Annotated in this window: 13 protein-coding genes; 7 read left to right on the forward strand and 6 right to left on the reverse strand. The window is 46.3% G+C overall.

Annotation, left to right across the window (positions count from 1 at the left end; all coding sequences use genetic code 11):
* Window positions 1-84 precede the first annotated feature (84 nt).
* The 3 genes from C8268_RS18685 to C8268_RS18695 all read left to right on the forward strand — a co-directional run bounded on the left by C8268_RS18685 (window position 85) and on the right by C8268_RS18695 (window position 3,524).
* A complete protein-coding gene (locus C8268_RS18685) occupies window positions 85-1,962 on the forward strand; it encodes an FAD-dependent oxidoreductase (RefSeq protein ID WP_106769061.1) in 1,878 nt (625 codons plus the stop codon).
* 123 nt (window positions 1,963-2,085) lie between these two features.
* Window positions 2,086-2,532 (forward strand): hypothetical protein, encoded by a 447-nt coding sequence (locus C8268_RS18690; RefSeq protein WP_106769062.1) that lies wholly within the window; start codon window positions 2,086-2,088, stop codon window positions 2,530-2,532.
* Between the two features lie 17 nt (window positions 2,533-2,549).
* Window positions 2,550-3,524, forward strand: a complete 975-nt coding sequence (locus tag C8268_RS18695) for a polyprenyl synthetase family protein (protein WP_106769063.1) — start codon at window positions 2,550-2,552, stop codon at window positions 3,522-3,524.
* A 143-nt stretch (window positions 3,525-3,667) separates the two neighbouring features.
* Here C8268_RS18695 and C8268_RS18700 read toward each other — a convergent pair whose 3' ends face one another.
* From C8268_RS18700 to C8268_RS18720, 5 genes are all read right to left on the reverse strand, one after another.
* Window positions 3,668-4,459: an energy-coupling factor transporter transmembrane component T family protein gene (locus C8268_RS18700; RefSeq protein ID WP_106769064.1), complete on the reverse strand. Its 792-nt coding sequence runs from the start codon at window positions 4,457-4,459 to the stop codon at window positions 3,668-3,670.
* Window positions 4,444-5,364 carry an energy-coupling factor transporter ATPase gene (locus C8268_RS18705; RefSeq protein WP_106769065.1) on the reverse strand — a complete coding sequence of 307 codons (921 nt, stop codon included), beginning with the start codon at window positions 5,362-5,364 and terminating at the stop codon, window positions 4,444-4,446. The genes C8268_RS18700 and C8268_RS18705 overlap by 16 nt, the downstream gene beginning before the upstream one ends.
* Window positions 5,349-6,242, reverse strand: coding sequence for an energy-coupling factor transporter ATPase (locus C8268_RS18710; protein ID WP_234032889.1), 894 nt, complete (start codon window positions 6,240-6,242; stop codon window positions 5,349-5,351). Before C8268_RS18710 ends, C8268_RS18705 begins: the two co-directional genes overlap by 16 nt.
* Before the next feature lie 77 nt (window positions 6,243-6,319).
* Window positions 6,320-6,874, reverse strand: coding sequence for a Gx transporter family protein (locus tag C8268_RS18715; protein ID WP_106769066.1), 555 nt, complete (start codon window positions 6,872-6,874; stop codon window positions 6,320-6,322).
* Window positions 6,849-7,256: a NusG domain II-containing protein gene (locus C8268_RS18720; protein WP_106769067.1), complete on the reverse strand. Its 408-nt coding sequence runs from the start codon at window positions 7,254-7,256 to the stop codon at window positions 6,849-6,851. Before C8268_RS18720 ends, C8268_RS18715 begins: the two co-directional genes overlap by 26 nt.
* A gap of 239 nt (window positions 7,257-7,495) precedes the next feature.
* On the opposite strand from C8268_RS18720, the gene C8268_RS18725 reads away from it, so the two are divergent.
* The 4 genes from C8268_RS18725 to C8268_RS18735 all read left to right on the forward strand — a co-directional run bounded on the left by C8268_RS18725 (window position 7,496) and on the right by C8268_RS18735 (window position 15,512).
* Complete coding sequence (locus C8268_RS18725) at window positions 7,496-8,590, forward strand: FAD:protein FMN transferase (RefSeq protein ID WP_106769068.1); 1,095 nt, start codon at window positions 7,496-7,498, stop codon at window positions 8,588-8,590.
* A 717-nt stretch (window positions 8,591-9,307) separates the two neighbouring features.
* Window positions 9,308-9,454, forward strand: a complete 147-nt coding sequence (locus C8268_RS22770; protein ID WP_158702774.1) for a hypothetical protein — start codon at window positions 9,308-9,310, stop codon at window positions 9,452-9,454.
* A gap of 112 nt (window positions 9,455-9,566) precedes the next feature.
* Entirely contained in the window at window positions 9,567-10,013 is a 447-nt protein-coding gene (locus tag C8268_RS18730; protein WP_158702775.1) for a GreA/GreB family elongation factor, read from the forward strand.
* A gap of 279 nt (window positions 10,014-10,292) precedes the next feature.
* Window positions 10,293-15,512: a WIAG-tail domain gene (locus C8268_RS18735; protein WP_106769070.1), complete on the forward strand. Its 5,220-nt coding sequence runs from the start codon at window positions 10,293-10,295 to the stop codon at window positions 15,510-15,512.
* A gap of 27 nt (window positions 15,513-15,539) precedes the next feature.
* On the opposite strand, the gene C8268_RS18740 is transcribed toward C8268_RS18735, so the two are convergent.
* Window positions 15,540-15,989, reverse strand: a complete 450-nt coding sequence (locus C8268_RS18740) for a hypothetical protein (protein WP_106769071.1) — start codon at window positions 15,987-15,989, stop codon at window positions 15,540-15,542.
* Between the last annotated feature and the right edge of the window lie 26 nt (window positions 15,990-16,015).

Genomic DNA, 16,015 nt, shown 5'->3' on the forward strand with positions numbered 1-16,015 from the left:
AATTAACACAGTAAGCAGAAAACCGGGAGTTTACTCCCGTTTCTGCTTTTGACAACACTAATAGAGACCTATGAGGTGAGCTTTATGAAAAAGATTGTTTTACTGGGCGGTGGTTACGGCGGTGTTCATGCAGCCAAAAAGCTAGCCAAGAAGTTCAAAAAGAGCCAAGATGTACAAATCACTCTGATTGACCGCAATCCGTACCATACCCTGTTGACTGAGCTGCACGAAGTAGCGGCTAATCGGACGGCAGAGGATGCTGTCAAAATTGATCTGCAAAAAATATTTGCCGGAAAAAATGTTGACGTTGTGCTTGATGATATTAAGAGTATCGACTTTGACGGCAAAAAGCTGAATTCGGACACTGCTGTCTATGAGTATGACTATCTGGTCATCGGTACCGGCTGTAAACCAACCTTCTTCGGTATTCCGGGCGCGGAGGAAAATGCGTTCACTCTCTGGTCGTTTGAAGATGCAGTTCGTTTGAAAGAGCAAATCCGCCACAGCTTCCGCGAAGCAGCTAAAGAGAACGACCCGGCTGTGCGCAAGGCAAAACTCTCCTTCGTTGTCGTCGGTGCTGGATTCACCGGTGTTGAATTGATCGGTGAAATGGCTGAATTCCGCGATGAGCTATGTAAAGAGTTTTACATTGATAAATCCGAGGTACGCCTCGTTGTAGCGGATATGGCACCAAAAATCCTGCCAATCCTGCCGGATAAATTGATCGCTAAATCGGAAAAATACCTTCGTAAAGTCGGAGTTGAAATTATCACCAGCGCCAAAATTACCGGAGTCGGCGAAGACCGTGTCATCCTTGGAGAAGGCAAAGAAATCATCGCTAACACAATCGTATGGACTGCTGGAGTCGAAGGCTCTGATCTGGTTGGAAACCTTGATGTTAAACAAGAAGGACGCAAGCGGATCGTAACAAACGATAAACTGCAAAGCGTCGATCATGAAAATGTATATGTTATCGGAGACAACATCTTCTATATTCCAGAAGGCGAAACGCGTCCAGTACCTCAAATGGTAGAAAACGCTGAACAGGCGGCACAGGTAGCTGCGCATAACCTTCATGCAGACATTACAGGCGGAACGAAGAAGTCGTATAAACCAACGTTCCACGGTACGATGGTCTGTATTGGAAGTAGATACGGCGTAGCTAATGTGGGGCTGCCAAATAAGATGTTTATGCTGACTGGATTTTTCGCCATGCTGGCTAAACATTTCATGAACATGTTCTACCTGTTCACCGTTGCTGGATTCAACAAAGTATGGTCTTATATGATGAATGAATTTTTCCATGTGAATAATCGCAGAAGCTTCGTCGGAGGACATTTCTCAAAACGCTCCCCGAATTTCTGGCTCGTTCCGCTTCGCATATATTTGGGCTTTATGTGGTTGTCCGAAGGATGGGATAAGATGCTCAAAATTATAGATGATCCGAATCGGATCTTCCTGATCCCTCCTGCCCCGACTCCTGATGGAGTGACAGCGGCTACCCAGGCGGTTAACGAAGTTTCCCAAACGGTTGATGCGCAAACCGCTGCTTCTGCCGTATCCACCGCGAAGGATGCTGTCCAAGCTCTTCCGGTACCTGATTTCATCAGCAGCATGGTCAGCGGCTTTATGGATATGTTCTTCTACACCGCGGATGGCGGCTATACTGCTCTAGCTTCCGTCTTCCAAATCGGTATGGTGGCAGCAGAAATCGTATTTGGTCTCATGCTTATTGCGGGTCTGTTCACAGCGGTTGCTTCCATCGGTACAATTGCGATGGGCGTTATGATCTGGACATCGGGTATGGCTCCATATGAAATGCTGTGGTTCATTACAGCTGCTATCGCTACAATCGGCGGCTCCGGAAGCACATTCGGCCTCGACTACTATGTACTGCCTTGGCTGAAAAAGCATTGGAAGAAGGTTCCTCTCGTTAAACGTTGGTATATTTATACCGATTAATCATTTGAATGACGACTACTAACTAAGGAGGCATATGCGTACTTACGTACGCGTATGACTCCTCTTAATATGAACTCGTTTTGAGGAAGATTGTCCGCAAAACGTCCTGAAGGAGTGGGCTTAATGAATACTCGACTGATGAACGATACCTTCCGTTTACTGCATGAAGAATGGTCCCCGATTGCCGGAATCGTAATGGATGTTCCCTGCCACGATTTGAACCGGTTGATTCGCGTGCTGGGTCCTCATCAGTTGGAGCCTAAACGCCAGACGGTTTTGCTGGCGCTCTATAGCCTGCTCTACATGGCGCAGGAGCGTCACCGGGACTGCTCGTTCCATGATCCCGATCTGACTCGAAACATTTTGGACGGCGACTATCTTTACAGCCTTTATTTGCAGGTGGCCGTGAAGTATGAAGAAACAGATCTGGTAAGCTATCTTGCTCCGGTGCTGAAACGGCAAAAAATCGCTCTAGCTGAAGGGCGTATGATCGATGAAGATCTTACGGTACATTTCGATACGTTTCTATGTAATGAATATAAGCATAAACAGGCTGGAAAAGCGATGTAATCGGGGGGGATTCATGGATGAAGCTTCATGAAGCACTAAATGTAGACATCAACCGTGTAAACCGGGAGATTGAACAAATCGTTAAGCATGATCCTGATCTCTCCCGTTCATCAATCGTAGCCAAAAGTGTGCTTGAGTTGATCCGCTCCGGGGGAAAGCGACTGCGTCCTATAATGGTGCTGGTAGGCTCTCGATTTGGACCAAAGCCGCTCGGACGTAAGCAGTGGCAACTTGCAGCGGCAGCGGAATTTATTCACGCCGCTTCTCTCGTTCATGACGATGTGATCGACCGTTCAGACCTGCGCCGGGGACAGCCTGCCATGCATTTGAAGACAGGTGTCAGCCAGGCCGTTCATATCGGCAGTTATATGTCACTGCGAATTATCGAGCTGCTGTCGCAGTACGCATCCGATCAGGAACGATATGTGCATGATTTATCAACGATCGCAAGTACGCAGCTATGTATTGGGGAATATCAGCAGATGGCTCATGCTTTCGATTATGATCAAACCGTTGAGCAATATTTGGAAAAGACATTCAACAAAACAGCCATACTGATGGCTACCTGTTTGAGAACAGGTGCTCTTTCTTCAGGTTGTGAACCACAGACAGCCGAGCTGCTCTATGAATTTGGCGAATGCCTGGGTATGCATTTTCAAATCCAGGATGACCTGATGGATTTTACGCAGGATGCTGCAGCACTTGGCAAGCCAGCGGGAAGTGATCTTCGTAACGGTCAGGTCACTCTTCCCGTATTGTTCGCTTTGCAAGACCCGGCGCTCTCCGACATGATACGCTCCATAGGCCCGAATTCATCTGATGCGGAAATCGAGCAAGTGCTGAAGGCAATCCGCCAGAGCGAAGCACTTGAGAAGGCAGCAAAGTTCAGCCGCTCGTACCTGGAGCGTGCCGAAGCGCTTATCAAGCAGCTGTCAAATTTCCCGGCTCATAAAGATTTGAACGTTCTTCTTCAATACTTCTCAGCAGCCTGACTCATGCTGTTGTATCATTCAACAAAAAAGGTGTCTCCAAGGTCAACTTGACCAGCGAGACACCTTTTTTTGCTCTATTTATTAGAATACTTTCACGTATGAAACATTGATGCGTAACAGGCTCTACAGAAGCTATCCAATTCCTAAACGACAATAACAGCTGCACCGAGCATTACAAAGAGCAACAGAAAACCTGTATCTCTCCGCGCCCACGTCAGACTGTGCAAGCTTGTTCTCGGCTCGTTGATCACGAACCCCCTTGATTCCATAGAATGAATGAGATCCTGTGCACGGCGAAAAGCATTGACCGTCACGGGTACAAGCAGAGAAACAAGCATTCTGCCTTTTTCTTTCCATGGCAGCTCCTTTAGATCTGCTCCACGGGAGGACTGGGCTTTCATTATTTTATAGGTTTCATCAAGAATCGTCGGGATAAACCGCAGTGCAATGCTGATCATCAGGGTCAGGCGCTCCGGATGCATTCCGACCTTTTTAAACGGCTTCAGCACCCCTTCAAGGCCCAGATTCAGCTTGCCTGGTGTCGTTGTAAACGTCAGGATCGCCGTAAACGAAACGAGGAGAGCCATCCTTGCGACACTGAACATTCCCGTCTCTACGCCATCGCTGTATAGAGTAAACGAACCCAGGGTAAGCAAAGCCTTTCCCCCTTTAATCGTAAGCGCCTGAACAATAAATATAAACAGCATCAGAAATCGCAGCGGCTTCATCGCTTTGAGATAATACCGAAACGAAATTCGCGTACTGTACATGACTAAAATGGAAAAAAGCGCTGTCAGCGCCATACCGGTCCATGAGGAAACCATAATAATGACCACAACGTAAAGAAGCATGGCCGACAGCTTCGCCCGTGGGTCCAGGTCATGAATCCATGATCCGGTATCGATACTCCTTCCGATAATTAGCTTGTCGCGCATAGTCCTTCCTCATTCCTCTCCGGTGTATCTTCCGCCTTCCCCTCGGTCTTTGTGAACCCTAGGGCTGCTATACGCTCTGCCAATGATTCTGGTGTTAAACAAGGCTCTTCCAGACCCAGATTAAAGCGCTGTGATAATATGCTCCAGCAGGCAAGCGGAAGCGGCACTGCCATACCGCACTGCTCCATAATGTCCAGGCGGCCTGCCAGCTCACGCGCTGTACCTTGAAAAGCACATTCTCCTTTATGGAGTAGCACCCAGCGATCTGCCGCTTCCAGCAGCTCATCCATGCGGTGTGTAACCATAATGATCGTTCTGCCTTCCTCACGGCAGAGGGTGTGCAGCAGCCGGATTAACTCCTGTCTGCTAACAGGGTCCAATGTAGCCGTTGGTTCATCCAGAACAAGAATGTCCGGCTCCATGGCAAGCACCGAGGCGATAGCCGCCTTTCGCATCTGCCCTCCGCTTAGTTGAAACGGACTGCGTTCGAGCAGAGCCGGGTCCAGCCCCATTTTGAGGACAGCCTGCAAAGCCTTCTGCTTGGCTTCCTCCTGGCTTGCACCAAAATTCATCGGTCCGAAGCAAATATCCTTCTCTACCGTTTCCTCGAACATCTGCTGTTCGGGGAACTGAAAAACGAGCCCGACTCGACGCCGAATCTCACGCATTTTAGGTGTTTTCTGCCCCGCATTGATCACGACATCCAGCACAGCTACCGTACCAGCCGTCGGTTTTATAATACCGTTGAACAGCTGCAGCAGCGTGGATTTCCCCGAACCAGTTGTGCCAGCAACACCGATGAATTCCCCTGCACTGATTCCAAGATCGATATGGCGAAGTGCGGCATTCGCCCACGGAGTTCGGGCATCATAATCGAAGCTTACTTTGTCTAGTTGAATGACCATAAGAAATCCATCAGCTCCTGTTCATCCCGAACTTGACCTTTTGTAAGACCACGGGCTTCTAGTTCTTGTACAAGCTTTCGAGCAAAAGGCGCTTCCAAGCTGCACCGCGACAGCAGCTCCTCATCCCTAAATAGCTCATCAGGCGACACATCTCCGATGATAGCCCCTTCCCGCAAGGCGAGCACCCTCTCAGAAGCCATAATTTCATCCGCATCATGCGTTATGGATAGAATCGTGTATCGCCCTTCACAGTGCATTTCTTGAAGGGTTTCGGTCAAATCGCGCCGGGCCTGTTCATCCAGCATTGAAGAAGCTTCATCAAGCACCAAAATTTCTGGCTCCATGGCAAGCACCGAGGCTAATGCTACCCTCTGCTTCTGTCCGCCGGACAGTTCAGAAGGATGTCTTTTCAGCAGATGGCTGACACCAAACTGTTCAGCATAAAGATCAACTTTCTTTCGGATTTCTTGGGCAGGTAAACACATCCCCTCCAGTCCAAAAGCAATGTCCTCTTCTACTGTACTGCCGACAAATTGATTGTCCGGATTCTGAAACACCATTCCTACCTTGCGGCGAATCGCAGGCAGATAATCCGGCTTTAGTTCCATGCCTGCCGTTACAATCAGTCCTTCATCCGGCATGAGCAGCCCGTTAAACAATCTCGCAAGTGTTGATTTCCCGCTTCCGTTGCTTCCGACAATCGTTACCCATTGTCCTTGGGGAACCGTAAAGCTGACAGACTGGATATTGCTTAACTGCCCATGATATGAAAAGCTAACCTCCTTAAAGGTTAGCGCCGGGATCTGTTGCTCTTCTTGAGACAGGTGTCGGTCTGACTCAAGAAATCCAAACTTGTTGTGCATCTCCGCTCTGTCCATACAGATGACTCCCTTCTTTTCATCTTTCCAACTGGTTTCGAAATCTGCCGCTGGAAGACCGAAGCCAAAACTGCCTCTTAATCTGTAAAGCCAGCAAACAACGATAGCTTGGAAAGCGACGATACCAAATATTTTACAGCTATACCGACAAGAATACCGGTCACAATACCGGTCAAAAGAAGTGCCGGCAAATAATAAAAGATGGAAGAGGTTTTAAATATAATCGAAGCCGCAGTCAGCTGGCCAATATTGTGAGCTACCCCACCGGCGATGCTGATCCCGATCAGGCTGAGTCTTTTTCCACTGATCTTCAGCAAACCGTACATAACAACAAAACTGAACACAGCCCCAAACAGGCTGAACAAAAAGCTCGAAAAGGTTCCGAAGATCATCGCAGTCAGAACCGTTTTTAAAACGATTAATGTCAAAGCGTCTCTTCCACGCAAAAAATATAGACAAGTCAGTACCATAATATTGGCCAGCCCCAGTTTGGCCCCGGGTACCGACATATTTACGGGAATAAGGGATTCAACAATGCTAAGTACAACGGCAACCGCTGCAAAAATAGAAATAATGACCGTTCTTTTCAGCAGCAGCGCAGATTCGCTAGTTGACAATGGCGTCGACTTCATCCTGATTCTCTCCTCCCGTAGAGCCCTCTAGCTCTACCAACACTTTGTTAGGCAGGCAAACGATGCTCTGATTATGCTTATCAATAAATCCGAAGCTGAGGCACACTTGATCGGGACAATCCGCCTCCATCATTTCGATCCCGTAATCATGCACCTTAAGCACATTCACTCCATGATCGGTCTTAATCTCTATGATTTGTTCTTCTTTCGTTAACTCCACGGTCTTATATACTTGACCATCCACTGTGATGGTTGCAACCAAGGGGCTTTTGTGATTTTTTTCACTATCGTTTCCATTATTCCCTTCCACCCATCGTGGAACAAGAAATATTAGTGCTGCTACCAGCACAACTGAGATCAGCACGAGGTCTCCGCGTTTCATGAGCATCTTCCTTATTTTTTGATTATATAAATCTTAGACGTCCTCATTATAACGGCTCTTAACCTATCCTTCAATAAGCAAACACTCAATTCGGCCCATTTGAGAATATTTTCACAAAATCATCACTAAATCCAAAATTTTATTCAAAAATTAAAATAAATTATGAGAAGTCTCACATCGACACTTGAACAGGCTCTGTTATAATCCAGTCGAAACCTGGTGGAAATGAGGAAACAAACATGAAATTAAACAAGCTTTCACCGCTTCTGCTGCTTCTGTCCGTCTTAATGATCATCGGGGGCTGTACGAACTCCAGCGAAACTTTGGCCGAACCGGATAAACAGACAGCGGACTCCGCTTCAAATACAGCAATTACCGATCCAATCAAGAAATCTTATTATATATTTGATACCATCGTACAGGTAAAGGTATATGACAGCCGAATCACGAACCGCCATTTTGATGAAATAGATCAGCTGCTTCAAACCATCGACGCTGAAATGAGCCGCACGAATGAATCCAGTGAACTACACAAGATCAATGACAATGCCGGGATCAAACCTGTCAAAGTGTCCGAGCAAACCTTTTACGTTATCCAAAAAGCATATGAATACTCCGAGAAAACAAAAGGACGTTTCAACCTGGCGGTCGGGCCTCTTGTCTCATTGTGGAATATTGGAGATGAAAACGCACATGTCCCTGATCAATCGGAAATCGATAAGCTGATTCCGCTGAGCCAGTATGATCAGATTGAACTAAATCCCGACACCCGTGAAGTCTATTTGAAAGAGAAAGGCATGGTTCTCGACCTTGGGGGAATCGCCAAAGGTTATGCGGCAGACGTCATTGCCAAATATTTAACAGACAATGGATTCAACAGCGCCATTATCGACTTGGGCGGCAACGTGCTCGCCTTGGGCCAGAAGCCTGGCGGTCATAAATGGACCATCGGCATTCAGGACCCTGACCTTTCGCGGGGCAATCCGATCGGCAACCTGAAGGTGGAAAACCAGACCGTTGTTACATCTGGTGTTTATGAGCGCTTCTTTGAACAGGATGGAAAAGTGTATCATCATATTCTCGACTCCGATACCGGATATCCTGTCGACAACAACCTGAGCAGTGTTACCATTCTGACAAACAGCTCTGTGGATGCAGATGCGCTGTCCACCTCAATCTTTTCCATGGGATTAGAAAAAGGTCTTGAGTTCGCTGAGCAGCTAGATCAAACCGAAGCCTTATTCATCACCAAAGACAAAAAAGTGTACATTACTTCAGGTATGTCTGAAGTGTTAGAAATGACCAATGACGACTACACGTTAATGAACGAATAGTACTCACCAAATTTACATCCGTCGCCCTTTTTTAAAGGGCGGCGATGTTTTTTTCAGAAGGATCTCATCTTTCATTTGTATAAATCCATCGTTTATGATATGATAATTAATTGTTAAAGGAAATTTAACCCCGTAAGTTCCTCATCATTTATATTTTTCATCTAAGATGAAGTTATAAATTCAAATTCCTATTTTCTAACCCAAAAGTAAGAGTTTACGGATATTGTTTTTCTGATTCACACTGGAGCGGTCATCGGAGCCGCAAGGACGAAAGAGAGGCAGGGCTTTTGTTGTTTTAGAAGTAATCATCCAAGATATTGAACTTCAAACACCAGGAACCGGCTGTACAGCTTATTTGGCTGTCAGGGGTTAAATCATATAGCGCTTCAGCGCTCACAAAAGCACCCTGCAGAAAAATCTGCAGGGTGCGTCTATCCATAAAAGTAATTAAATGTTATACCAACCTTTAAAATACATATCATACCATTTATGTTGTCTATTACCTGCCTTTATGGCATAATGGATGCATAGATCAGTGGCCAATGGAAGGCATTTCGTTTGTTATAAACGGGATGCCTTCCTGTTTAATCAGTGTATTTTTTACATTATATGTTAACCTTCTTTTCATTGGCTGCTTACCAAGGAGGTTGAGGCTATCGGTTCACATCTTCAGTAAACGTTCTTTCATACAAGAATCGGGAAGCGGAGGATGTTTATATGAATATTCCAAAAACCAAGCAAAGGAAGAGCCCGAAAAAACAAAAAGGTATTCTCATGTTTGCGATCTCCTGCATCTTAACCGCCATTCTCCTGTTCATCATCGTTGAAATTATTTTGGGTGTCATGTTCAGAACGTTGAAATAAGCAATGATAAAAGGAGGTTTATATATGAAAAGAATCCGAAATTGCAACAGAATGCATTGGGTTTACAGCTCCATCTATTATGAGCCATAGTATGAGAGGAGATATAATAACGATGAATATATATAAAACCAAACTAAGGGAGACGCTTGTTTCACAGTTAACTTTTTTTGATGAAGAGCTTACTATGTTTCTTGATCGTTACCTCCCCGCCTCTGATGATGTCCGGATCGTACGGGAACGCAAAAATATGAAAGCGTTTATCGAGCGTTATATGTTCAAGCTGGAACAGCATTTGAAACATCACACCCTTGATGAGGATATCCCATGCCCGGATTTTGTGTTTCTGGGGAGTACCGTAACCGTACAGTATGAAGACACCAATCACCTTGAATCTTATACCCTATGTCTGCCGGAGGAGTCTGATCCGGATACCAGCTGCATTTCCATGATTTCACCGCTCGGCTCCCAACTTCTCATGGCTGTCAAAGACAGCCAGATTACGATCGTAACTCCCGGGCAAATTACCAAAGTAACTATTGTAGATATCAAATATAGCTAATCATGAAGAACTTGCTTATCCTCATTTTCGTTGGCAAACAAGTTACGCGTAACATTACAGTAACCGTAAGAGTAACTTAATCATAGATATGCAATACCTCTTACCATCAAAGTAATCTTAGGGCTGTCCATCGACAGCCCTTTTCCCTCTGGCTCCGTTCTCCTCACATTTAATGCAATCAACTTTCTCTTCCATAAAGTCAACTAAAACAGTGACGACAGCCCATTGTACTGCATATGATGCCGAAGACGAACCATTTTTCGGAAGGAGCGTGCAGTCTTGAAAAAACGAGGGAAACATACAGCGGGTAGAAATTCAACTCAGCGCTATGTAGTGGACCCTAATACAAGAGAGCTTGATTGGGCAAGACGTAACGAAGGAAAAAACCGAGCAGCAGATAGGGAGGCCCGGATTCTTTCATCTACTCTAGAAGATGAAATTATCCGTGAGACAAAAGAATCCACCACTTCTCAGACAATGCCAGACGCGGATTACCTGGAAGAAAACACAGCCGGAAACTTACAAGAGCCAGACCCTCCTCTGGCGGACGACACAAAGGAATCGTTCAACATCTCAGACAGTCGGGAGCACCTGCTAGCTGATAAACAAATGCCCGGCCTTAAGGGGCCTTTTATCTATACTGAAGATATTAGCGAAGGTGCTGTCACCGAAAGCCGGATCGCCTCCCGTGCCATTACCGCCTCCAAACTGGCTACTGGAGCAGTCGGAAGTGAAGCGCTGCAGGATTACGCTATCACCGGTCTGCAAATTGCAGACGGTAGTATTACCGCTTCCAAGCTTGGAAATTCGGTAGTGACCAGCGAGCATCTGGCTGACGGTTCCATTACAGACCGAAAGATTGTCGTTGGTACAATCAGCGGGGATAAAATCAAGGATGCCAGCCTAACCTCACAAAAGCTGGCGGATCGCAGCATCACTTCCGACAAACTGGCAAACGGAGCGGTGCTCTCCCGCCATCTCAGCGGTTTAAGCCTTCCGGGTGACTTGCTTGATGATGCTGCTGTAACCAGTAACAAGATTGCTTCAAGTGCTGTAGAAACACGTCATCTCGCCAACGAATCGGTACACACCTCCAAGCTGGCAGATCAATCGGTTACTTCCTCCAAGCTACGAGAAGGCGCTGTTACAGCCCGAAAGATTGAGCCTGGAGCGATTGACGGGTCCCATATCCAAAATTATACGATTAACGCCGTTCATCTGGCGGATGGCATCATTGCCCGAAAACATTTGGAGCCTGAGGTCATCGGATCAGAGCAGTTGGCGAACAATGTAGTTAACAGCCAGCATATTCAAAACGGCTCGATTACGACCAATCACCTGGCGGAAGGTGCAATTGGACCGGAACAAATCCGGGCTTCATCCATCGGCAAGGAGCAGATCGGAAGCAAAGAAATTCAGTCGCGTCACCTGAGTGACTTCAGTGTTACGAATACGAAGCTGTCTGACCAGTCAGTCAGCACGGCCAAGCTGATTGAACAATCTGTCACTGCTTCGAAGATTGCAGACCAAAGTATTTTGTCCAGCAAAATTTCCGATGAAGCCATCCATACCCGTCATTTAAGCAAAGGGTCTGTTGATTCAGAGCAGGTCGCTACCAAAGCGGTTAAATCCCAGCATATCGCTAATAGCGCAATACAAAGTGAGCATATCCATGAAGGCAGCCTAAAATCCCACCACTTCGACAATAACGCCATTAATACAGCTGCCATCGCATCTCAATCCATTACAGAGCGGCATTTGTCCGGTGAATCCGTTGCTTCATTTCACCTTCAAACTGAAGCGGTAACTGAAGATAAGCTTGCGTCTGAAAGTGTAACCAGCAGCAAGCTGGCAGCGGGTTCTGTCAACAGTTCTATCATAGCAAAAGAAGGCGTAAACTCCTCAAATATCGCCAAAGGAGCGATACGTCCGATACATCTTGGAGCTGGAAGTGTTGGTTCCGCCGCTCTTCAAAGCGGCGCTGTCGCCCAGGATCATATCGCTTTCGGAACGATTACAAGCAAGCATCTGTCCCCCTTTTCTGTTGAATCGGACGCCATCGCAAGCGGCTCAATAACGGCTGATAAACTTGCACAGGGAGCTATAACCGATTCCCTAATTGCTCCAGGAGCTATACTGCCGCAACATCTGTCAGATCATGCAGTTACGTCGCTCAAGCTCTCGCCGGAGAGTGTATCAACCGACAAACTTACGGACCTGGCGGTCACCACGGCCAAACTGGCGGAAGGATGTATAAACTCTTCCAAAATTAAAGAAAATACGATCCAGGACGTTCATTTATGCAATGAATCGGTATCAGCAGATGCCCTGCAAAAAAACGCAGTGACAGGTGAAAAAATCGCTCCGAGCTCCATTACCAGTCAACATCTTGGACTAGAATCCATTTCAGGCAAGCATCTGACCCAGGAATCGATCTATGGATATCATCTCAAAAGAAACATTATTACGCTGAATCATCTGTCTGATGAAGTACGTTCTGCTGAATTATTTGCGGATGAAAGCATACCTGGCAGCAAGCTTCAACCAGGGCTTATTAATAAAGATCATCTCAGTCCGTTTGCTGTATCTGAATCTGCAATCCAAAATAACGCAATCAGCGGCGATAAAATCCGGAACGCTTCGATCTCCGCAGATCATTTGCAGTCCAACATTATCCAGCCTGGACATCTCAGCGACAAGGTTATCCAGTCCCAACATCTCGAAGACGGTGTGATTAGTGAAAACCATATCGCTCCAAAATCGATAACTCAGGATCATTTGCATGATGGGGTCGTTACATCCAGTCATATCAGTGAAGGAGCTGTCCGTCCATCTCATATTCAGTTGGAGGCTGTGCATCGTTCGCACATCGCTGAAGGCAGTATATATTCGAGGCATATCGATGATTCTGCCATCCAACATCATCATATTGCAGACGATTCAATCACTTCTGCTCATTTACAAATGCAGTCAGTAACCCACCATCATCTGCAGGATGAGAGTGTAGGCTCCGAGCATCTACAGCCCGGAAGCGTACAATCGCGGCACTTGGCTGAAGGCACCGTTCTCCCTCACCATTTGCAGGAGCGGAGTATTGGTGCAATGCATATCGAAAAAGGTTCTATCACGTCTGACCTGCTGCAGAAAGGCAGCCTGACGGGTGAGAAATTTGCGGCTCACAGTATACATGGCAATAAAATCGCCTCAGGCTCCCTATCAGGCAAACATCTTGTGGAAGGTTCCATCGATTATCGCCATCTGTCTGAGGATGCCATCCATACGCTTGCCGTGCAGGATGACAGTATTACAGGCGACAAAATTAAGGACGCTTCGATCGACTATCGTCATCTGTCCGAGAACGCCATCAATACGCTTGCTGTACAAGACGACAGCATTACAGGTGAAAAGATTAAAGACGCTTCGATCGATTATCGTCATCTGTCCGAAGATGCTATCAATACGCTTGCCGTGCAAGATGACAGTATCACGGGTGACAAGATCAAAGACGCTTCGATCGATTATCGTCATCTGTCCGAGGACGCCATCAATACGCTTGCTGTACAAGACGACAGCATTTCGGGTGACAAAATCAAAGATGCTTCGATCGACTTCCGTCATCTGACGGAGAATGCCATCGATACGCTTGCCGTGCAAGATGACAGTATTACGGGTGACAAAATCAAAGACGCTTCGATCGACTATCGTCATCTGTCCGAAGAAACCATCGATATGCTCGCTGTGCAAGATGACAGTATCACGGGTGACAAGATCAAAGACGCTTCGATCGACTATCGTCATCTGTCCGAGGACGCCATCAATACGCTTGCCGTGCAAGATGACAGTATTACGGGGAACAAAATTAAAGATGCTTCGATTGACTTTAGACATCTGACGGAGAATGCCATCGATACGCTCGCTGTGCAGGATGACAGCATTACTGGTGAAAAGATTAAAGACGCTTCGATCGACTTCCGTCATCTAACGGAGAATGCCATTGATACGCTCGCTGTGCAAGACGACAGTATCACGGGTGACAAGATCAAAGACGCTTCGATCGACTTCCGTCATCTGACGGAGAATGCCATCGATACGCTCGCTGTGCAAGATGACAGTATTACTGGTAACAAAATTAAGGACGCTTCGATCGATTATCGCCATCTGTCCGAAGAAACCATCGATATGCTCGCTGTGCAAGACGACAGCATTACTGGTGAAAAGATTAAAGACGCTTCAATCGACTTCCGCCATCTGACGGAGAATGCCATCGATACGCTCGCTGTGCAAGACGACAGTATTACAGGTAACAAAATTAAGGATGCTTCAATCGACTTCCGTCATCTGTCCGAAGAAACCATCGATATGCTCGCTGTGCAAGACGACAGCATTACTGGTGAAAAGATTAAAGACGCTTCAATCGACTTCCGCCATCTGACGGAGAATGCCATCGATACGCTCGCTGTGCAAGATGACAGCATTACAGGTAACAAAATTAAGGACGCTTCGATCGATTATCGCCATCTGTCCGAAGAAACCATCGATATGCTCGCTGTGCAAGACGACAGCATTACTGGTGAAAAGATTAAAGACGCTTCAATCGACTTCCGCCATCTGACGGAGAATGCCATCGATACGCTCGCTGTGCAAGACGACAGTATTACAGGTAACAAAATTAAGGACGCTTCAATCGACTTCCGTCATCTGTCCGAAGAAACCATCGATATGCTCGCTGTGCAAGACGACAGCATTACTGGTGAAAAGATTAAAGACGCTTCAATCGACTTCCGCCATCTGACGGAGAATGCCATCGATACGCTCGCTGTGCAAGATGACAGTATTACAGGTAACAAAATTAAGGACGCTTCAATCAACTTCCGCCATCTGTCCGAAGAAACCATCGATATGCTCGCTGTGCAAGACGACAGCATTACTGGTGAAAAGATTAAAGACGCTTCAATCGACTTCCGCCATCTGACGGAGAATGCCATCGATACGCTCGCTGTGCAGGATGACAGCATTACAGGTAACAAAATTAAGGACGCTTCGATCGATTATCGCCATCTGTCCGAAGAAACCATCGATATGCTCGCTGTGCAAGATGACAGCATTACTGGTGAAAAGATTAAAGAGGGCAGTATTACTAGTCAGCATCTGGCTGATCAAGCCATCACAGAAGATCATCTGGCGCCGGCATCCGTGTTTCCACAACATCTGTCCTTTACACCGATCCGAAGCACCGATAAGCAACCTGCCGTTCAGCAGTATGGTTTAACCCCGTTCGCACTTCAAGCAGATGAGCAGACAGTCGAGGTAATCGTCAAATTCGAAGAGTCGTTTGCATCTGTCAATTACGTCATTGTTGCCATGAGCAACCATCCGGGATTTCAGGTTTCACTCAAACTTCAAAGAAGCGATGTTACGGTTCTGGAAGTTTCCCGTCAGCCTAATTGTAATTCAAGCTACGGATTTTTATCATGGATTGCTATCGGTCCATCTCATTGATCAACAAAGGGGGCTATAAGCCCCCTTTTATACATATCGCTGTGTCTTATTTAATATCGACTGAGCCAAAGTCCACAGCATCACACCTGCCAGGAAAGTTAGCAGCATTTTAGAGTCCACCATGAATTCTGCTGGCAATTCTCCTCTGAAATAATACACATTGAGATAAGGAAAAAGCTTGCCTCCGGTTAATATCTGTAAAAAAGCATACCCGATAACAACAAATAAAGCCCATCCCATTTGACGAATCAGCACCATGGAGATAAAGCCTAATCCGCAAAAAAAGAAGGTCTGAACAGCAATCTGAACAAAAAACGCAATGAATTGCTCGTAACTGCTATAACGAACTGTGAAATGAAAGCCCACAAACACTAAAATAAGGTAGATGACATAAAATATCACTGCTCTGAAAGCACCATAGTAAAATCTAGATACATTATAGGTGAACAACGTCTCCCCGCCCTCTTCCTCTAACATATTGTAGAAGATCGTAATTGTCCACC

The organism is Paenibacillus faecalis (genome assembly GCF_900289175.1).
Taxonomy (GTDB): domain Bacteria; phylum Bacillota; class Bacilli; order Paenibacillales; family Paenibacillaceae; genus Paenibacillus_AQ; species Paenibacillus_AQ faecalis.

Excerpts from the sequence above, each read along its gene's own strand:
- C8268_RS18740 (WP_106769071.1), bottom strand. The coding sequence starts at position 15,989 with ATGTTAGAGGAAGAGGGCGGGGAGACGTTGTTCACCTATAATGTATCT.
- C8268_RS22770 (WP_158702774.1), top strand. The coding sequence starts at position 9,308 with ATGAATATTCCAAAAACCAAGCAAAGGAAGAGCCCGAAAAAACAAAAA.
- C8268_RS18720 (WP_106769067.1), bottom strand. The coding sequence starts at position 7,256 with ATGAAACGCGGAGACCTCGTGCTGATCTCAGTTGTGCTGGTAGCAGCA.
- C8268_RS18700 (WP_106769064.1), bottom strand. The coding sequence starts at position 4,459 with ATGCGCGACAAGCTAATTATCGGAAGGAGTATCGATACCGGATCATGG.
- C8268_RS18715 (WP_106769066.1), bottom strand. The coding sequence starts at position 6,874 with ATGAAGTCGACGCCATTGTCAACTAGCGAATCTGCGCTGCTGCTGAAA.
- C8268_RS18685 (WP_106769061.1), top strand. The coding sequence starts at position 85 with ATGAAAAAGATTGTTTTACTGGGCGGTGGTTACGGCGGTGTTCATGCA.
- C8268_RS18690 (WP_106769062.1), top strand. The coding sequence starts at position 2,086 with ATGAATACTCGACTGATGAACGATACCTTCCGTTTACTGCATGAAGAA.
- C8268_RS18710 (WP_234032889.1), bottom strand. The coding sequence starts at position 6,242 with ATGGACAGAGCGGAGATGCACAACAAGTTTGGATTTCTTGAGTCAGAC.
- C8268_RS18695 (WP_106769063.1), top strand. The coding sequence starts at position 2,550 with ATGAAGCTTCATGAAGCACTAAATGTAGACATCAACCGTGTAAACCGG.
- C8268_RS18725 (WP_106769068.1), top strand. The coding sequence starts at position 7,496 with ATGAAATTAAACAAGCTTTCACCGCTTCTGCTGCTTCTGTCCGTCTTA.
- C8268_RS18705 (WP_106769065.1), bottom strand. The coding sequence starts at position 5,364 with ATGGTCATTCAACTAGACAAAGTAAGCTTCGATTATGATGCCCGAACT.
- C8268_RS18730 (WP_158702775.1), top strand. The coding sequence starts at position 9,567 with ATGAATATATATAAAACCAAACTAAGGGAGACGCTTGTTTCACAGTTA.